At 70.9% G+C, this 15,786-nt stretch carries 19 protein-coding genes and 1 tRNA gene; 11 read left to right on the forward strand and 9 right to left on the reverse strand.

Annotation, left to right across the window (positions count from 1 at the left end; genetic code table 11):
- The first annotated feature begins 188 nt into the window (after positions 1–188).
- A tRNA-Thr gene (locus tag KUM39_RS26210) sits at positions 189–262 on the forward strand.
- Positions 263–356: 94 nt separating this feature from the next.
- On the opposite strand, the gene KUM39_RS26215 is transcribed toward KUM39_RS26210, so the two are convergent.
- Both KUM39_RS26215 and KUM39_RS26220 read right to left on the reverse strand, forming a co-directional pair.
- The gene (locus KUM39_RS26215) at positions 357–1,559 is read right to left on the reverse strand and encodes a tyrosine-type recombinase/integrase (RefSeq protein ID WP_217788256.1); all 1,203 of its coding nucleotides are present in this window, start codon (positions 1,557–1,559) and stop codon (positions 357–359) included.
- Positions 1,552–2,118: a helix-turn-helix domain-containing protein gene (locus KUM39_RS26220; protein ID WP_217788257.1), complete on the reverse strand. Its 567-nt coding sequence runs from the start codon at positions 2,116–2,118 to the stop codon at positions 1,552–1,554. Before KUM39_RS26220 ends, KUM39_RS26215 begins: the two co-directional genes overlap by 8 nt.
- A gap of 127 nt (positions 2,119–2,245) precedes the next feature.
- Between KUM39_RS26220 and KUM39_RS26225 the strand changes: the two genes are divergently transcribed.
- The 7 genes from KUM39_RS26225 to KUM39_RS26255 all read left to right on the forward strand — a co-directional run bounded on the left by KUM39_RS26225 (position 2,246) and on the right by KUM39_RS26255 (position 7,313).
- On the forward strand, positions 2,246–2,434 hold the full coding sequence (locus tag KUM39_RS26225) for a helix-turn-helix transcriptional regulator (protein ID WP_308288249.1): 189 nt from the start codon (positions 2,246–2,248) through the stop codon (positions 2,432–2,434).
- A complete protein-coding gene (locus KUM39_RS26230) occupies positions 2,431–3,414 on the forward strand; it encodes a bifunctional DNA primase/polymerase (protein ID WP_217788258.1) in 984 nt (327 codons plus the stop codon). Before KUM39_RS26225 ends, KUM39_RS26230 begins: the two co-directional genes overlap by 4 nt.
- Positions 3,411–5,243 (forward strand): AICE element replication initiation protein, encoded by a 1,833-nt coding sequence (locus KUM39_RS26235; protein ID WP_217788259.1) that lies wholly within the window; start codon positions 3,411–3,413, stop codon positions 5,241–5,243. Before KUM39_RS26230 ends, KUM39_RS26235 begins: the two co-directional genes overlap by 4 nt.
- A 9-nt stretch (positions 5,244–5,252) precedes the next feature.
- Positions 5,253–5,429, forward strand: coding sequence for a hypothetical protein (locus KUM39_RS26240; protein WP_217788260.1), 177 nt, complete (start codon positions 5,253–5,255; stop codon positions 5,427–5,429).
- A gap of 14 nt (positions 5,430–5,443) precedes the next feature.
- Positions 5,444–5,704 carry a hypothetical protein gene (locus KUM39_RS26245; protein ID WP_217788261.1) on the forward strand — a complete coding sequence of 87 codons (261 nt, stop codon included), beginning with the start codon at positions 5,444–5,446 and terminating at the stop codon, positions 5,702–5,704.
- Positions 5,701–5,982, forward strand: a complete 282-nt coding sequence (locus tag KUM39_RS26250; protein WP_217788262.1) for a hypothetical protein — start codon at positions 5,701–5,703, stop codon at positions 5,980–5,982. Before KUM39_RS26245 ends, KUM39_RS26250 begins: the two co-directional genes overlap by 4 nt.
- A gap of 206 nt (positions 5,983–6,188) precedes the next feature.
- Complete coding sequence (locus KUM39_RS26255; protein ID WP_217788263.1) at positions 6,189–7,313, forward strand: phage major capsid protein; 1,125 nt, start codon at positions 6,189–6,191, stop codon at positions 7,311–7,313.
- Between the two features lie 348 nt (positions 7,314–7,661).
- Here KUM39_RS26255 and KUM39_RS26260 read toward each other — a convergent pair whose 3' ends face one another.
- The 6 genes from KUM39_RS26260 to KUM39_RS26285 all read right to left on the reverse strand — a co-directional run bounded on the left by KUM39_RS26260 (position 7,662) and on the right by KUM39_RS26285 (position 12,150).
- Positions 7,662–7,976, reverse strand: a complete 315-nt coding sequence (locus KUM39_RS26260; protein ID WP_217788264.1) for a hypothetical protein — start codon at positions 7,974–7,976, stop codon at positions 7,662–7,664.
- Positions 7,977–8,268: 292 nt separating this feature from the next.
- Positions 8,269–8,967: an HNH endonuclease gene (locus KUM39_RS28445; RefSeq protein WP_246620755.1), complete on the reverse strand. Its 699-nt coding sequence runs from the start codon at positions 8,965–8,967 to the stop codon at positions 8,269–8,271.
- A gap of 5 nt (positions 8,968–8,972) precedes the next feature.
- Positions 8,973–9,638 carry a DUF6907 domain-containing protein gene (locus tag KUM39_RS26270; RefSeq protein ID WP_217788265.1) on the reverse strand — a complete coding sequence of 222 codons (666 nt, stop codon included), beginning with the start codon at positions 9,636–9,638 and terminating at the stop codon, positions 8,973–8,975.
- Positions 9,635–10,165: a DUF6907 domain-containing protein gene (locus KUM39_RS26275; RefSeq protein ID WP_217788266.1), complete on the reverse strand. Its 531-nt coding sequence runs from the start codon at positions 10,163–10,165 to the stop codon at positions 9,635–9,637. Before KUM39_RS26275 ends, KUM39_RS26270 begins: the two co-directional genes overlap by 4 nt.
- On the reverse strand, positions 10,162–10,362 hold the full coding sequence (locus KUM39_RS26280; protein ID WP_217788267.1) for a hypothetical protein: 201 nt from the start codon (positions 10,360–10,362) through the stop codon (positions 10,162–10,164). Before KUM39_RS26280 ends, KUM39_RS26275 begins: the two co-directional genes overlap by 4 nt.
- Before the next feature lie 789 nt (positions 10,363–11,151).
- Entirely contained in the window at positions 11,152–12,150 is a 999-nt protein-coding gene (locus KUM39_RS26285) for a LuxR C-terminal-related transcriptional regulator (protein ID WP_308288247.1), read from the reverse strand.
- 441 nt (positions 12,151–12,591) lie between these two features.
- On the opposite strand from KUM39_RS26285, the gene KUM39_RS26290 reads away from it, so the two are divergent.
- Together KUM39_RS26290 and KUM39_RS26295 are read left to right on the forward strand one after the other, a co-directional pair.
- Positions 12,592–12,861 (forward strand): hypothetical protein, encoded by a 270-nt coding sequence (locus KUM39_RS26290; RefSeq protein ID WP_217788268.1) that lies wholly within the window; start codon positions 12,592–12,594, stop codon positions 12,859–12,861.
- A 187-nt stretch (positions 12,862–13,048) separates the two neighbouring features.
- Positions 13,049–13,276 carry a hypothetical protein gene (locus KUM39_RS26295; RefSeq protein WP_217788269.1) on the forward strand — a complete coding sequence of 76 codons (228 nt, stop codon included), beginning with the start codon at positions 13,049–13,051 and terminating at the stop codon, positions 13,274–13,276.
- Between the two features lie 154 nt (positions 13,277–13,430).
- Here the strand turns inward: KUM39_RS26295 and KUM39_RS26300 are convergent, their stop codons facing one another.
- The gene (locus tag KUM39_RS26300; RefSeq protein ID WP_308288248.1) at positions 13,431–14,876 is read right to left on the reverse strand and encodes a DHA2 family efflux MFS transporter permease subunit; all 1,446 of its coding nucleotides are present in this window, start codon (positions 14,874–14,876) and stop codon (positions 13,431–13,433) included.
- Positions 14,877–14,971: 95 nt separating this feature from the next.
- Here KUM39_RS26300 and KUM39_RS26305 point away from each other — a divergent pair, with 95 nt between their 5' ends.
- Positions 14,972–15,718, forward strand: coding sequence for a TetR/AcrR family transcriptional regulator (locus tag KUM39_RS26305; protein ID WP_217788270.1), 747 nt, complete (start codon positions 14,972–14,974; stop codon positions 15,716–15,718).
- Positions 15,719–15,786 lie beyond the last annotated feature (68 nt).

The raw sequence follows: 15,786 nt of genomic DNA on the forward strand, positions 1-15,786 counted from the left end.
CCCCCCCCTCGACGGCACCCCGCCAGCAGCGGGTAAGCGCTGCTCCTAGGCACGACACGGGGGCGCTCCCACACCACCGGGAGCCCCCCGCCCCACCCGCCCGCAGCCCCGCTCCCACCCCGTACGGAGCACCCCCACGGACTGTGTAGACTTACCGCTGTCGCCACCGCGCCCCGCGCGCCCGGCGCGCCGCCTTAGCTCAGATGGCCAGAGCAACGCACTCGTAATGCGTAGGTCTCGGGTTCGAATCCCGAAGGCGGCTCAGCAATGAAACGGCAGGTCACAGGCCGTTTATGTACTGCCCGTTCGGGGAGGTCCCCGAGCGGGCAGTACGCATTTTGTACGCATGATTTCCCCTACGCGGCTTCCGTGAGGGACGCACGGAGCTTGTCCAGTGCGACGGCCCGCCCGATGTCGAGGGCGTCCGCCACCTCGTCCAGGCGGTCGGGGAACAGGTGGCCGTAGATGTTCAGCGTCATCGACGCGTCCTTGTGCCCGAGCATCGTCTGGACGACCTTCACGTCTGCTCCGGCCGCGATGGCGAGCGAGGCCGCCGTGTGCCGCAGCTTGTGCGGCGTGATGCCCAGCCCTTCCAGCCCTGCGGCCTTCACGGCCGGATCGAACACCCGTGAGCGGAAGTTCGCGTACCGCAGTGGGCCGCCCTCGGGAGCGGTGAACAGCAGAGCGTCCGCCTTCCGGCCGACGGCCAGCTCCCCCAGCTCGTCGGCGAACGAGCGGGGGACCGGCACGGACCGCTTCTCGTGGTTCTTGACCGGCCCGAGGGCCAGGACCCCCGAGACGTCCGTGTAGTTCTGCACGATCCGGATGCGGCGCGCGGCGACCGCGAGGCGGCCGACCTTCACGGCGGACGCCTCCGCCCACCGGATGCCGCAGTACCCGAGGGTGAGCAGCAGCAGCCGGTACTCACCGGCCGTGTCCGCCAGCCGCTCAAGCTGCTCGTACGACAGGTAGACGTGTTCGTCCTCGTCGTCCGGCCGGGGAAGCTCGTGGTCGTGGCACGGGCTCAGGCTGACGCGCTTGGAGAAGACGGCGTGCTTCATCACCATCGCCAGCACGCGGTACGCCTTGATGATGCGGGCGGCGCCGAGTGTCCGGCCGGACTTCCCGGGCTTCGTCTCCAGCGTCGTCACCCAGGCGTCCACGTCCTCCCACTGGACCGCCGCGACCTGCCAGTCACCCCAGTACGGGATCACGTAGTTGTCGAGGAGATCCCGGTAGTCGCGCTTGGTGGTCCGGCCGATCTTCCGCTTCGACACGAACCACTCCTCGGCGACGACCTTGACCGCAGCCTTCCCCGACTTCGGGTCACGGTACGAGCCCTTGTCCAGCCGGGCCGCGATGGCGTCCCGCTCGGCTTCGGCTTGGGGGAGCTTGCCGAACGTCTTCGCCTTGCCCTTGCCGTCCGGGCCGTACCAGCGGACCCGCCAGCGGCCGGGCGCACGCCGCTTGGAACCCTCGCGCTTCGCCGCCTGCCAGCTCTCCAGGGCTTCCTGGTAGTCGGCATGGTTCGCGCGGTCCTCGATCCAGACCCTAGCCATCGTCCCCCCCGCCCTCTCGCCTGAACCGGTAGCGACCAGTCACCTCGTCGCGCTCGATCCCCGCGACGCGCGCCAAGCGGCTGCCGCGGTTACGGTCCGCGCCGGCCTCTTCCTCGTCTTCCAGGTCGACAAGCCAGTGCGGACGGCCGTAGAGGCGGTACAGCGTGTGCGCCTGGTAGGCCTCGTGCCCCCCTGCCGGAACGTCCAAGGTGCCGCGCCCGTCGGCCCACTCCCAGGCCTGGATTGCGAAGACCGTCTGACGGCGGCCCGTGATCTCGACCTCCGCAGTCGGTTCGGTGGCCACCGGCAGCAGCAGCCCCGACGGCGGGACGTTCAGCGCGACCGCGAGGGCCATGAGGTCGCCGACGTCCACCCGCCTTTCCCCACGCTCGATCTTGGCGAGGGCGGACGGGGAGACGGGCCGGCCCCCGTCCTTCAGCTTCTTGGCCAGTTCATACGTCGACCAACCGCGCGCTTCGCGGACGCGGCGCACGTTAGAGGCGACGGTGAGGCCGCTCGGGTCGGTGATCTGGGTGGGGGTGCGTGAAGGCTGCGTCATGGCGCTCAGCCTAGGCGCCGGACGGATCTTCACCCGTCCCGGTTGGTCTGCTAGTGTCCTTGGCATGCGTCGACTGTAGACGCATTTGAGTCGCTAATCAACTCATACGAGGTGGAAAGTGGCAGACGTGAGGTTGACTCCGCGCCAACTGGCTGAAGAATTGGGCGTGAGCCCGCAGACGCTTGCGAACTGGCGGTGGGCAGGTAGCGGCCCGCGCTACACGAAGCTGGGGGACGGGCGCACCGCGCGCGTTCGCTACCGGCGCGCGGACGTCGACGCGTGGCTGAAGGCGCGCGAGACCGGAGCCGCGGCATGACCATCGAAAATACGAACGCCCCCGCGGCAACGGGGGCGAACGTAAGGGACCATCTGGTGGGTGGGCCAGCAAGCAGAGTAGCGCGGCAGACGACAGGCGTCACCGGCGACTGGGCCGACGCCCTCGATGGCGCCCTGGACGCCGCCGGCATGCTCGGCTTCCGCGTCATCCCGCTGTCCGTACGGAAGCTGCCTGCCATCCGCTCCCCCCACGACAAGGGGCACAGCTGCAAGGGCGAGTGTGGGCAGCTCGGGCACGGCATCCACGACGCGAGCAACGACCCCGACCGCATCCGGGCCATGTTCGACGTCGCCCGGCACGCCACCGGGTACGGCATCGCCTGCGGCCGGCCGCCGCACCACCTGATCGGCCTCGACCTGGACCGGAAGAACGGCGTAGACGGTGTGTGGGAGCTGCGGAAACTCGCCGCATCGCACGGCATCGCGGTGCCGCGCACGGTCATCATCGCCACCCCGTCCGGCGGTTACCACGCGTGGTGGGCTGGCCCAGAGGACGTGAAGGTCCCCAACCGGGCCGGGCAGCTCGCCCCCGGTGTCGACGTCCGCGGCTCTGGCGGGTACCTCGTCGGCCCCGGCTCGCGCAGCACCACCGGGCTGTACACCCTCGCGTCCGACCCGGAGGAAGTCGTGGTGCAGCCGGTCCCCGCGCAGCTGCTCGCGCTGATGACCGCCGACAAGGAACGGCCGCGCCCGGCGAAGAAGTTCACCGGCAAGGCCACCGGGGGCCGCACCCTCGTCGGCCTGGTGCGCGTCGTCCTCGATGCCCCCCAGGGCCAGCGCAACACCCGCCTGTACTGGGCAGCGTGCAAGGCGTTCGAGCACGCGGGCGCTGGCCTCTTCCCTGTGGACTCCGCGCACGACGCCCTCGCCCAGGCCGCCGCCGCGGTCGCCCTGCCCGACAACGAAGCCGCCGCCACCATCGGGTCCGCCCGCCGTGCGGTACTGGGAGCGACCACGTGAGTGACAGCAAGGTCACCGCCCGCGAGATCGTCGAAGGTGCGGGCGTGGAAGTGAAGGAAGGGCGCGGCCCCTCGCAGGCGTCCCAGCTCGTCAAGCTCGCACGCGAACGGTACGAGCTGTTCATGTCCGAGGACGGACGGCCCTACGGAGTGAAGCAGGACGGCGCGAACATCGCCCTGCCGCTGCGCGGAAAGGCCGGCCTGCGCTCCCAACTGGCCCGCATCTACACCGACAGCAACGACGGATCGGTACCGTCCCAGTCCGCGCTGGCGGACGCGATGACCGTCCTGGAGGGCGTCGCGCAGGACGCGGACCCGCGTGTCCCGCATGTCCGGGTCGGACGCCCCCAGGACTCTCGGGACACCATCGTGGTCGACCTGGGGGACGCGGACGGCAGGTGCGTCCTGGTGCGTCCTGACGGGTGGGAACGGGCGTCCCGTTCGCCCGTGCTGTTCCGTCGCTCCGGGGCCATGAAGCCGCTGCCCGAACCAGTCCGCGACGGCGACGGCCTCGCCCGGCTCCGCGACCTGTTGAACACGGACGAGGAGGGGTTCCGCCTCCTCGTCGCCTGGCTCGTCGCGGCGTTCATTCCCGACCTGCCGCACCCTGTGCTCACGTTCCGCGGCGAGCAGGGCACCGGCAAGTCCTACGCGGCCAAGATGGTCATCGGCATCATCGACCCGTCCGGCGCCCCGAAGCGCACCGCGCCGCGCGATATCAAGTCGTGGGCCACGCAGGCGTTCAACTCCTGGGCGCTGTGCCTGGACAACGTCTCGATCATCCCCGACTGGCTGTCCGACGCCCTGTGCCGCGCGGTCACCGGGGACGGCATCGTGGACCGCGCGCTGTACACCGATGACGACGTGGTCGTCCTGGAGTTTCGACGCGTCCTGGCCATGACGACCATCGACGCCGGAGCGCTCGCCGGGGACCTGGCCGAACGCCTGATGACCATCGAGCTGCACACGATCCCCGACCACAAGCGGCGCGAGGAAGCCGAGATGGACGCCGCTTACACCGAGGCGCACGCGGCCGTCCTGGCGTCCCTGTTCGACCTCCTGGCGGCCGTCCTGCGCGTCCTGCCCGACGTCCAGCTGACCGAGCGGCCGCGCATGGCCGACTTCGCGCGCGTCCTGGCCGCCGTCGACAAAGTGCAGGGCTGGGACACCCTCGACACCTACAAGGCGACCGCTCGGGACGCCGTGGCCGACGTCCTGGAGGGCGAGCCGTTCGCCCAGGCCGTGGTTGCCCTCGTGGACCGCGCCGGGCCCGAGGGCCTCACCCTGACCGCGTCCGAGCTGCTGGAGCGGGTGGCCGCGCCGGACAAGCTGCCGCGGAAGTGGCCGAAGGACCCGACGCGGGCGGGCGGGCAGCTCAAGCGACTCGCGCCGGCGCTGCGGACCATCGGTATCGAGGTGGACGACAGCAAGCGCGGTCCGAAGCCGAAGAAGCAGCGGTTGTACACCCTGACCGCATCAGCGGAGAGAAGGTACGAAACAGCGTCCCCAGCGTTCCCCAACACGGGCAACACCGGCTCTGACCAGGGAGAACAGGGGGGACGCTACAGGGGGGACGCTAGCGGTCCCCCCAACGCCCGGGGGGACGCTGGGAACGCTGGGGGGAACGCTGGCCCGTTCGCAGCGTCCCCCCAGGGCCCCGGCTCTGACCAGGGGGAATTCCCCTGGGGGGACGCTGGGGACGCTGGGGACGCTGAAATGCAGCCACTCTCTGATGACGCCTACCTGAAGACGCCGTGCGCCCAGTGCTCCCGGCTCCAGTGGAACGCCGAAGGTTCCCCCCTCTGCGGCGTCTGCCGCCAGGCCGCGTAGGAGACGACCATGCGCCGACCCAAGCCCCGTACCTCGTACTGCCCCAGCTGCCGCCGCCTCCGGGGTATCCGCATCGTCGGACACGCCACGCTCAGCGGCGACCGCTACGAGCTTGCCCAGTGTGCGGACCGCGCCTGCGAACTCATCTGGGCCATCCCCGCCCCCAGCCTCGCCAACGTGGCCTGACAGGAAGGACCCCCATGCCCGAGGACACCCCGGAGGGGACGGCGGCCGCCGGCCGCCGCGTCCCCCTCCGCTTCGTCAACGACCAGGGACAGAACACCGTCCGCACCAACACCCAGCGCACCGAGCACGGAGAGGGCGTCCCCGAGGAGTGGGCCAGCCTCCCCGCCGACCGCGCCGACCAGTGGGACGCCACCTGTTGGTTCTCCCTCGACACCGACGAGGCCGGACGCCCCGAGATGCTCCGCACCCCCCTACGCCCCGGAGGCACCTCGTGACCGACATGACCCCCGAGCAGGAAGCCGAGCTCCTTCAGGGCCGCGCCGACGCGGCTGGACTCGCGCTCGCCTTCGCCGACAACCCCGAGGGCGCCCATGCCATGCTCGCCAGCATCACCTTCGGCGAGGCCGCACGGCTGCTGATCTCCCTGTGCAGCACCGTTGCAGACATGGTCCGCATCGGCGAAAAGGCCGCCGCCGGCGGGCACGTCCAGCCGTCCGCCCGCGAACAGCTCACCGCACTCCTTGAGGCCGCCCGCCAGGGCGTGCAAGACTGATCACGACCCCCTGACGGGCAGGTCCGCCGCCGCTCACCGCGTCCGCGTAGACCGCCGTCAGGGCTCACCCCCACGACGCGAAGTCGTGAGAGGGCCGCCGCCGCCAGGCACCCCGCCGGCCGCCGCGAAGCGCTCGACACGCCGCCCCGTGGTGGAGACACCGACACTCCACATGAGGCCGCCACCGCGGCCGGAACGGACATCCCATGACGCTGCGCGAGAAGCTCCAGGCGCTGCTGAAGGAAGCGGCGGACATCGTCGCCAAGGCGGCCGAGGAGGACCGGGAGTTCACCGAGGACGAGGTGACCCGGATCAACGAACTGAAGGCGGAGACCGACGAGGTCGGGGCGAAGGTGAAGGCCGCCGACGACGCGCAGGCGCTCGCCGCCGAGCACGCCGGCCGCGGCAAGAACCACCACGCCAAGGGCGGGCAGCCCGACGCTCTCACCAAGGCGTTCACCGACGTCGTGACCCAGCGAGGCATGGTCGAGGGAGCCAAGTCCCTCCTGCCTGTCTCCGGCTCGGTCATGCTGCCCGTGGACATCGGCACCGTCGTCTTGCCGTACGCCGCCAACGGGCTCGCCCAGGTCATCAGCACCGCCGAACTCGCCGCCACCGACGGTTTCACCTACATGCAGCAGACGGCGCGCACCCACAACGCGGCCACCGTCGCCCGAGGCACCCAGAAGCCCACCTCCGCCTACACCCTGGGGAGGGTCCCCGGCAAGGTCATGACCCTGGCCCACCTCTCCGAGGAGATCCCCAAGCAGTGGCTGGCCGACATGCCCGCCCTGGAGGACTTCCTCCGCTCCGAGATGACCGTGGGACTCCAGCTCGAAGCCCACTCCGTCATCCTCAACGGCGGCACCGCCGAGGACGGCAGCACCGTCAACGGTCTCCTCGCCACCACGGGCGTGCGCACGCAGGCGTACACCACCAACCCGCTCATCACGACGCGGAAGATCCTCACCACCATGCAGCTCGCCGGTGAGAAGCCCACCGCGTGGGTGTTCAACCCGACCGACTGGGAGACCATCGAACTGCTCCGCAACGAGCAGGACGAGCCCGAGCTGTCCGGCACGCCGACCGGCCGCGCGCCGCTCCAACTCTGGGGCCTGCCCGTTGTCCTCGACCCCGGCATCGCAGCCGGCACCGGCCTCGTCGGCGACTGGGCCACCGTCGTCCTCCTCACCCGCCAAGGCGTCCGCATGGACTGGTCCGAGGCCGGAGCGCTGTTCGAGAAGAACCAGGTCAAGTTCCGCGCCGAAGCCCGCATCGGCATCGCCTTCAAGCGGCCCGGAGCGGTCGCCACCGTCGATCTCACCGAGTAGTAGCCCGCCTCGACTCCCCCCTCGCCCACCGGGCAGAGGGGGAGTCGCCATTTGCGGAGGAAGCCGCCAGGGGCCCGGCGCCGTCAGTGCGGCGCGTGCGTGCACAGAATGCTGTAAGGGGGTCTACCGGCCTCCTCGGTGACCCCCCCCGAAACCCGAAACTGCGCAGGTCACATCCGAAGTCGTGGGTGAAACCGGTTTCGGCCCGCCCCGAAACCGGGTGACCGGGGCGATATCACTAAGTGTGTCATGCAGCTAACCCCTCCCCTCCCCCACCGGCAGCCCCTCTCGGGGGGCTGTTGCAGCAGTTCAGCGCGCCAACACCAACACCAACGGCCACCGGGCGGGCTAACCGCCGCTTGGCCTGACCGCGCCCGCCTCGGTGTTGCGGCGTAGGTCGTCGGCGGCGATGGGACGCTTGCGCTCGCTCGCCGGACGGACCTCGTGCATCGCCGCGATCTCCCGGATGTGGCGCAGCAGGAACGTGATCCGGCCACCCGCCTTGCTGTGAGGGAAGACCCGGGCGGACGCCTTGTCGCGGAGCGTGCGCGCCGAGAACGGCAGCCATCCCGCAGCCTCGATCTGCTCCGGCGTGTAGTGCACGAGCTCGCTGAAGTCCGTGGCGGCGCCGGCCGGGGCGGCGGGGCGAGGTGGAGGGGTCATGTCCTGTGGCTGCCCGTCCGCCTGGCGTGTACCCGGGCGCAAGAGGGCGGTCACCCTGTCAGGTGACCGCCCTCTTGCGTTCTCGCGGCCTGCTAGACCTAGCAGCCCAGGGTGCTAGGTCTAGCAGGTGTTCTAGCGGCTGATCCGGGCTCTGACCAGGGATCTAGCGTCTAGCAGGGGAGTTCTCCCCGACTGCCTCCCTGGCCGCCTCCCCAGGGTTGAGCTGGGGTTCTACCCCGCGAAGGAGGCGACGGACCTTCTTCGCGGGGCCGCGAAAGTGGTCCTTGGGGTTCTACCCCGCGAGGGAGGCGAGGGAGCCGCGTGCCGCAGGCAGCGGAACAGCGTCCTGGGCGCTGTTCGCCTCCCCGCTGGTGCCTCCCTCCTCCGCGGTCCAGGCGAGCAGGGCCGCGGCCATCGACCACGTGAGCCGGTCGGCCTTGGCCATGTTGCACGGCTCGCAGGAGAGCACGAGGTTCGCGGGCAGGTTGCACGACCACAGGGCGCGCGGCACGTAGTGGTCGATGGTCGCCTCCTTCGACGTCTCGAAGCCGGTGCCGCAGTAGAAGCAGCGCAGCCCGTCCCGCTCCGCGAGGTACAGGCGGGTCTCGGGCCAGCAGTGCTGCATCTCCGGGGGCAGAGGCCGCTTCTTCGGCTTGCGCCGTCGCGCCACGGGCTGCTGCGCCTGGGCGACCCGGATGGTGTCGGTCATCCGCTGGACATGCGCCGCGAACCGCTGGAGGCCCCGGTTGAACTCCTGCGCCTCGGTGAGGTCGAGGGCATGCACGTCGTTGACGAACAGGTCCAGGGAGCCGCTGACGACGAGCTGGGGGAGTGGCCGTCCGGACTCCAGGACCAGCGACGCGTCGAGAACGAGGCGGCCGTCCGGGAGCCGGAGTTCGTGCATCAGCCCGGAGTGGTACCCACGGTCGGGTTCGGCCTGGACGATGTGGTCCTCGATGCACCACTTCGGGCAGCCGTAGACCAAGCGCATGTCCGTCACAGGACCTCACCCCGCGCGTCGTGCAGCTGCATGCTCAGCTCGTCCAGCCGGTCGGCGTACTCCCGCAGCCGGTCGGCGAGCGCACGCACCCCCTGCGGGGTGAACTCTCCACCGTCCGGTCCGAATTCGGGGTAGGTGCCCACGGTCGGCTCGTTGTCGGAGGCGAACGGGGACCATCGCAGGCTCGCCGTCAGGATCGGCTCGCCGTCGGTCGCGCACAGCTCCAGCTCCGGACCCCAGTGGGTGAAGTCGGCCGCGTGCACGCCGCGTTCCGCGTCCTGCTCGTGCTCGGATACGCACCAGGCGGGGCACGTCGCGGTGAGCGTGGCGCCGGGGGTGTCGTTCAGCGGCACGACGACCCTGCGCAGGAGAGCATCCGCGGCAACGCTCCGGTCGTGGAACGTGACGCACTTCGCACACAGCCCGAACTCGTTGCCCTGCTGCCCGGTCCGTACCACGACGGCCGGTGCCTTGCAGTAGGCGCAGGAGCTGTTGCGGCGCACCGCAACAGGGCGCAACACGGTGTCGTGGCCGCGCATCACGTCCGCATCCGGTGCGTCCGAGGCGGGCTCGGGCAGGATACGGACAGCGGCCCTGACCAGGGGCGCATCAACGCGCATCACGGGCCGCGTCAGCCCGCGCCGGGTGGTGTGCCAGCTCATGCCGCACCCCCCGCCCGGACACGGCGCAGGGCCTCATCCATGTCCGGGTCCGAGTCGCCGCCCTGCGCCTGGTTGTGCAGGCGCGCTGACCGGGCGAGGTGACGGAGATGGGACGCCAGCCCGATCAGCTCGTCGGCCAGCGTCTCCGCCATGTCCGGGGTGAGACGGGCCTCCTCGGGCGAGGACTCCTCGTTGACGAGGATGTGCGCCTCGCGCAGCCGGGCGTCCCCGGCGGCCGGGTCCACCTCCAGGCGGGCACCCCACGAGCTGTACGAGAAGTCGTCGTCCAGGAACGTGAGGACCTCGACCCCGCCCATCTCGCCGTAGTGGCGGATGTCCTCCACGTTGGACTCGCGCTCGGCGAGGTGGTCGTGGATGCACCAGTTCGGGCACTCGATGTAGACGACGGTGGTGCTGTTCCGGTCACGGCCGATGGTGGCCGGGACCAGCCGACACCCCGGCTTGATCGCGGGGAAAGGGTGGACGCCGGCGGCCGCAAGGGCGCCCCGGATGGTGTTGCGGCTCATCGGGTCGCCTCCGTACCGGCCTGCGACTGGAGGACGATGAGGGCGGCGCGGATCGCGCCCTCCAACTGGCCGACGCGGGCGGACAGGTTGCGGACGTGGGCGTACATCGTGCCGGGACCGGCGCCGGTGTCGGCGAGCGCCTCGCGCAGGATCTGCGCGGCGACGTCCACGCCGGGCGAGGGTACGGTGTTGCTCATGGTCGGACTCCTTGTTGTGAAGGGTCCGGCTCTAGGCCCCGCGCCGGTGCTCGCAACACCGGGTGGGGCCGCCCCGTTCCAGTACACATTCCGTACACATGAGAACGGGATCAGCCGGGATAACGTGGGATCTAGCGGGATGCCAAATCCGCAGGTCACCGGCCTGTGAGGCTCTTATCGCTGGCCGCCGCACGGGGTTCATAGACCTCGTAATGCGTAGGTCTCGGGTTCGAATCCCGAAGGCGGCTCAGAATTACCCCAGGACTCACTCGCCGTGACCTGGGGTTTTCTCTTTTCCTTTGCCTTGTGCTGCAGTGGCGGCTCAGTGCGAGAACCGTGGCTGAGGTCACGTTGTCGGAGCGGATCAGGGACAAGAGCACGGTGATCGGTGAGCTGTCCGGGATCGTGTCGGGGCTGCCCCAGCGGAAGGCGTGCCCCAAGCGGGGCTGAGCCTCTGCGGGGAAGGGATGCCCACCCCTGCCCAGCCCCGCCTACCTCCCTCGCGCCCACCCTCCCCTCGCGCCCACCCCTGCCCACCCCCTCGCGCCCGGCCTCCCGCTCCGGCCCCACCGTTGGGTGGACGCCCGAGCGGGGGCCGCCGGAGGCGGGTCCGGGGCAGCGGCGGGCTGCGCCCCCTTCAGGCGGAACGATTCCGCAGGGCTCCGCCACGTCGGCATTTCAGCGGGCGAGTTCCCCCGGCGATCGCCTCACGGCCGTCCCTCCCCACACACGATCACCGCCACCACGGACCACCATCCCCGCAGACCACCATCCCCGCAGCAACCCCCCTCACAGCCACCCCCGCCGGGCCGCCTTCAACCCCGCCTCGAACCGGCTCGTCGCCTCCAGGCGTTCCATCAGGGAGGCCATCTGGCGGCGCACTGTGCGCAGGGACACGCCCAGCCGTCGGGCGGCGCCCTCGTCGGTGATTCCCCCGGCGAGCAGCTTGAGGAGTTCCCGCTCGGTCGCGCTCAGCCCGTCGCCCGTACCTGACGTACGGGTTCCGAGCGGTACGGCGGTCTGCCAGAACTGCTCGAACAGCGTCAGGAGATTGCCGATGACGGCCGGTTCCTCGGTGCGCAGGGCTCCCGCGCGGGTGTTGGAGGGGTCCAGCGGGATCAACGCGATCCGGCGGTCGAAGACCAGCATGCGGGGCGGCAGCAGGGGCGCGGTACGGACCTGACCGCCCTGCTCCGTCAGCCACTTGGCGTACGCGAGGGTGGGCGCGTCGTTGCGGACGCTGTCCTGGTAGAGCGTTCGCATGGCGACGCCCCGGCGCAGCGCGTCGGTGTCCAGTGGGCGGGAGGCGTCCAGGCTCGCGGCGGACTGGGCGCCGCCGGGCATGACGGCCAGGCACTCGTCCCGCACCTGCCTGCCCAGTACCTCCAACTGGTTCTGGATGGCGTCCAGTCCGACCAGCCGGAGCGCCGGATGCTCCGGGGTGCCGTCGGCGGGGGTGTCCTGCGTGTACCCCGAGAGAGCGCGTAACGCGGCGGCCTTGGCCTGCGCCAGCTGAATCTGACGGTCGGCCAGCTCCTGTTCCTGTCGGCGCAGGGCGTGGTCCAGGGCCACGGCGGGGTCGATCACCCGGAAGGTCCCCGGATGTTCCCGGGAGGGCCGCAGCAGCGTCGAGTCGCACAGGCCGTCGAGGGCGGCGGACACCTGGCCCTCCGGCAGGGCCAGCAGTTCGCTCAGCTCCGGCACCCCCGCTTCGGGCCGCTGGAGCATGGCGTCGTAGACAGCGGAGGTCGTATCACCAAGGCCAAGCAGTCGGATGACTTCAAGCACCGATCGTCACCGTTCCTCGGGAGACTCGGGAGTCGTCAGGTCAGCGCACGCGCAGGTGCGGCTTCTTCATCACGGATGACGGGCGGGGGAGGGTTCACTGGCCGTCTGCTCCCAACTCGGTTGTTTGTGAGTCGAGTTGGAACGGTTTCGGCCCGGTACCGGTCCCGGTGCGGTGTCCTCTTCGTGTCTGACAGGACGAGGACAGTTCCTCGTACGGTCGTACCGGGCCGGTCCGGTGCCAGAATCGAGCTGCCGCACCGGAGCGTGCCTGCTCGGTCCGACCGGCCGTGTTCCTCCGGGCCTCTGCGCCGCAGACCCCTCATGACCTCGGGAAACTCCTATGTGCGACAGAGCGGGTGCGACGGACCGTCCGCCCACGCGACCCCGGCCGCGTATCCCCGGCGGCCGGTCCGCCGGGCGTTCCCCGGGAGGAACGCCGTGATGTGTGTCAGCACCTGGTGGGAGCGGAAGGGCGGTGCCACGGCACGCTCCGCGGGCGAAGCCTCGCTCGTGCAGGACGTCCTGTGGGCCCACGCGCTGCCCTGGCACGGTCTCCAGCATGTCCGGGTTGCGGCCGAGGGGGACGGGCTGACGGTCCATCTCTTCTTCCTGACCCAGGACCCGACGGCGGCCGAGGCGCGAGCGGCGTCCCTGGTCCGACGCGCCAGCGGCAGCCCCCTGCTCCCCGACTTCAACGAGGTCTCCCGGTGACCTCCTGGTTTCCCGGTCTCCCCGCTCCCCGGCTCCCCGGCCCTTGGCTCCCGGCACCTCGGCACCCTGGCATCAAGATGACAGGCCCTTAGATGTCATGCGCATTCTCTTCGTGTGACCGGGCGGGCCGGGCAGAGTTCGGCCACGGGCGCCATGCGCCCCGCACCACTACACCGGAGGACAGAACATGCGCCCCACCAGCCTCGCCCGCTCCCTCACCGCCACCGCCGCGCTGCTCCTCGCCGTCGCCGGTGCGACCGCCGGTATCGGCTGGGACGCGCAAGGCGCTTCCACGACCGCTACGGCCCGTACGAGTACGACCGCTACGGCCCGTGCGGGTGTTACGGCGCCGAGGGCCGACGCCCCCGACAGCATCGGGTGGGACGCCACGACCGCGGTCGTGGTGGGGGTCTGAGGGCTGAGCCGGTCCGATGGGTCGAGCCGGTCCGACCATACGACCCATACGACTCCTTCAGCCGCCGCAGCCGCTGTCGCGGCACCCCGCTCTCTGCGGCCCCTGTCGCCGCTGCCCCTGTTGCCGTCACCACCCCTGCCGCCACGGCACCCCCTCAGCCGTGCGCCCGCTGAGCATGTCTGGGCAGCAGCCCCACCAGCAGGAGTGTCACGAGGTTTAGCCCGGCGGTGACGGCAAATACCGTCTCCGCTGCACCCGCGTAGGAGCCGTGAGCCGTGTGGGTGAAGAAAAGGGTGCCCAGTGCGGCCACGCCGATGGCCCCGGCGAACTGCTGGACCGCGTTCAGCAGGCCCGCGCCGGTGCCGACCTCCTCCGGGGTCGCGTCGCCGATGATGAAGTCCACCAGGGGGACGAAGACCAGGCCGGAGCCGAACCCGGTGACCAGGAGAGCGGGCGCCAGCGTCCACACGGTCACCCCGGTGCCCCAGTGGGCGACGCTCCACCACAGTGCCAGCAGGCCCAGGACCGTCAAGGACAGGCCCAGTCGGAGCGTCGCCCGGCCCAGCTTCTCCGCGAGGAAGGCGCCCGCCAGCAGAACGGCGACAGCTGTGCCCAGCGCCCAGGGGATCAGGGTGAGGCCGGTGCGCAACGGCGTCCAGTGCAGCCCCTGTTGCAGCAGCAGGTTCACCACCAGGACGAACGCGCTCAGTGAGGCGTAGAAACCCGCCACGATCACCAGGCCCACCACGAAGCCGCGCTTGCGGAACAGCGACGGAGTGATCACCGGGTGAGCGCTGCGCCGTTGCGCGACGACGAACAGGGCCAGCAGGACGACCGAGGCGGACATCATGGCGTACGTCCAGTCGGGCCAGCCGAGTTCGCGGCCCTGGATGAGCGGGACGACCAGCAGCGCCGAGGCGGCCGTGAGCAGGGCGACGCCGGGGAGGTCGAGGCGCGCGGTGCGGTCCTCGCCGCCGTGCCGGGGCAGTACGCGCAGGCCCAGCAGGAGGGCGGCCAGGCCGAACGGGACGTTGATCAGGAAGATCGGGCGCCACTGCCCGCCGAACAGATTCAGGTGGAGCAGCCACCCGGCGAGGATCGGGCCCGCGACCATCGTCAGGCCCATCAGCGGGCCGACCGGGGTGAGCGCCCGGCGCAGGTGCTGCGGCGGGAAGACCACCTTCACCAGGGCCAGGCCCTGCGGGATCATCACCGACCCGCACAGGCCCTGGAGCGTCCGCGCGACGATCAGGAACAGCGGGCCGGGAGCCAGCCCGCACGCCAGTGAGGCGAGCGTGAAGCCGGTCATGCCGAGCAGGAACAGCCGCCTGCGTCCGAGCAGATCACCGAGGCGCCCCGAGGTCACCAGGCCGAGCGCGAACGCCGCCGTGTAGGCGCTCAGCACCCACTGCACGGTCACCTCGCCGCCGCCCAGATCGGCGCGGATGGAGGGACCGGCGAGGTTGGCGATGCTGGAGTCGATCAGGTCCATGAGGTCGGCGAGCACCACGACGGCCAGGACGAGCCAGGCGGTGCGCGGCGGAAGGGCGGGGGAGCGGGGGGCCACGGTCGTGGCGCCGGATTGCTGGTCAGTAGACACGAACACTGTTCTACTGAGGATCGCCGTTCGTAGCAATACGAACAGTGTTCTTAGTGATGCGGAACACTGTTCGCCCCCTTCGCTACACTGCCCGTATGGCACCGACCCCGCAGGAACGGCGCGCAGCGCGGCACCAGCTCGGCACCGGCGACGGCACGCCCGTCGCCCGGCGCGGCCCCTCCGGCGGACGCAAGAAACCGATCACGGTGGACGCGATCATCGACACCGCGTTCGCCCTCGTGGAGCGCGAGGGGTACGACGCCCTGACCATGCGCCGCCTGGCCACCGCCCTGGAGACGGGCCCGTCCTCCCTCTACGCCCACGTCGTCAACAAGGAGGACCTGGACGAGCTGCTCATCGGCCGCCTCTGCGCCGGGATCGAGCTGCCCGAGCCGGACCCCGCCCGCTGGCGCGAGCAGATCGCCGGGGTCTGCGCCCGGCTCCGCGACCAGTACCTGCGCTATCCGGGCATCTCGCGCGCCACCTTCGCCGCCGCCCCGTCCAACCGGGACACCCTGCGGGTCAGCGAGGGCATGCTCGCCATCCTGCTCGCCGGGGGCGTCGCCCCGCAGGCCGCCGCCTGGGCCATCGACGCGCTCTCGCTCTACGTCAACGCCTACAGCCTCGAAGTCTCGCTGGCCGACCGCCGGACCGACCGCCGCGAGGACGGCTGGGTCGTCGGCCGCGATGAACTCCTGCGCCGCTTCGCCGCCCTCCCCGAGGACACCTTCCCGCACACCCGGCGGCACGCCGCCGAACTCACCGCCGGTACCACCCACGACCGGTTCGACTTCACCCTCGGCATGATGATCGACGGGCTGGCGGGAACGGCGCGGAACTGACCGCAGCCCGCCGAGAGACGACACGGGACCGACCGCAGCCCGGCCGAGGAGCGGCGCGGAACTGACCG

The sequence above is a fragment of the Streptomyces corallincola genome (assembly GCF_019104725.1).
In the GTDB taxonomy this organism is placed as follows: Bacteria; Actinomycetota; Actinomycetes; order Streptomycetales; family Streptomycetaceae; genus Streptomyces; species Streptomyces corallincola.

What these genes read in the sequence shown, in the direction of transcription:
- KUM39_RS26240 (WP_217788260.1), top strand. Translation starts at nt 5,253, where the DNA reads ATGCGCCGACCCAAGCCCCGTACCTCGTACTGCCCCAGCTGCCGCCGC.
- KUM39_RS26230 (WP_217788258.1), top strand. Translation starts at nt 2,431, where the DNA reads ATGACCATCGAAAATACGAACGCCCCCGCGGCAACGGGGGCGAACGTA.
- KUM39_RS26260 (WP_217788264.1), bottom strand. Translation starts at nt 7,976, where the DNA reads ATGACCCCTCCACCTCGCCCCGCCGCCCCGGCCGGCGCCGCCACGGAC.
- KUM39_RS26245 (WP_217788261.1), top strand. Translation starts at nt 5,444, where the DNA reads ATGCCCGAGGACACCCCGGAGGGGACGGCGGCCGCCGGCCGCCGCGTC.
- KUM39_RS26215 (WP_217788256.1), bottom strand. Translation starts at nt 1,559, where the DNA reads ATGGCTAGGGTCTGGATCGAGGACCGCGCGAACCATGCCGACTACCAG.
- KUM39_RS26255 (WP_217788263.1), top strand. Translation starts at nt 6,189, where the DNA reads ATGACGCTGCGCGAGAAGCTCCAGGCGCTGCTGAAGGAAGCGGCGGAC.
- KUM39_RS26290 (WP_217788268.1), top strand. Translation starts at nt 12,592, where the DNA reads ATGTGTGTCAGCACCTGGTGGGAGCGGAAGGGCGGTGCCACGGCACGC.
- KUM39_RS26305 (WP_217788270.1), top strand. Translation starts at nt 14,972, where the DNA reads ATGGCACCGACCCCGCAGGAACGGCGCGCAGCGCGGCACCAGCTCGGC.
- KUM39_RS28445 (WP_246620755.1), bottom strand. Translation starts at nt 8,967, where the DNA reads ATGCGCTTGGTCTACGGCTGCCCGAAGTGGTGCATCGAGGACCACATC.
- KUM39_RS26295 (WP_217788269.1), top strand. Translation starts at nt 13,049, where the DNA reads ATGCGCCCCACCAGCCTCGCCCGCTCCCTCACCGCCACCGCCGCGCTG.
- KUM39_RS26280 (WP_217788267.1), bottom strand. Translation starts at nt 10,362, where the DNA reads ATGAGCAACACCGTACCCTCGCCCGGCGTGGACGTCGCCGCGCAGATC.
- KUM39_RS26270 (WP_217788265.1), bottom strand. Translation starts at nt 9,638, where the DNA reads ATGAGCTGGCACACCACCCGGCGCGGGCTGACGCGGCCCGTGATGCGC.
- KUM39_RS26275 (WP_217788266.1), bottom strand. Translation starts at nt 10,165, where the DNA reads ATGAGCCGCAACACCATCCGGGGCGCCCTTGCGGCCGCCGGCGTCCAC.
- KUM39_RS26220 (WP_217788257.1), bottom strand. Translation starts at nt 2,118, where the DNA reads ATGACGCAGCCTTCACGCACCCCCACCCAGATCACCGACCCGAGCGGC.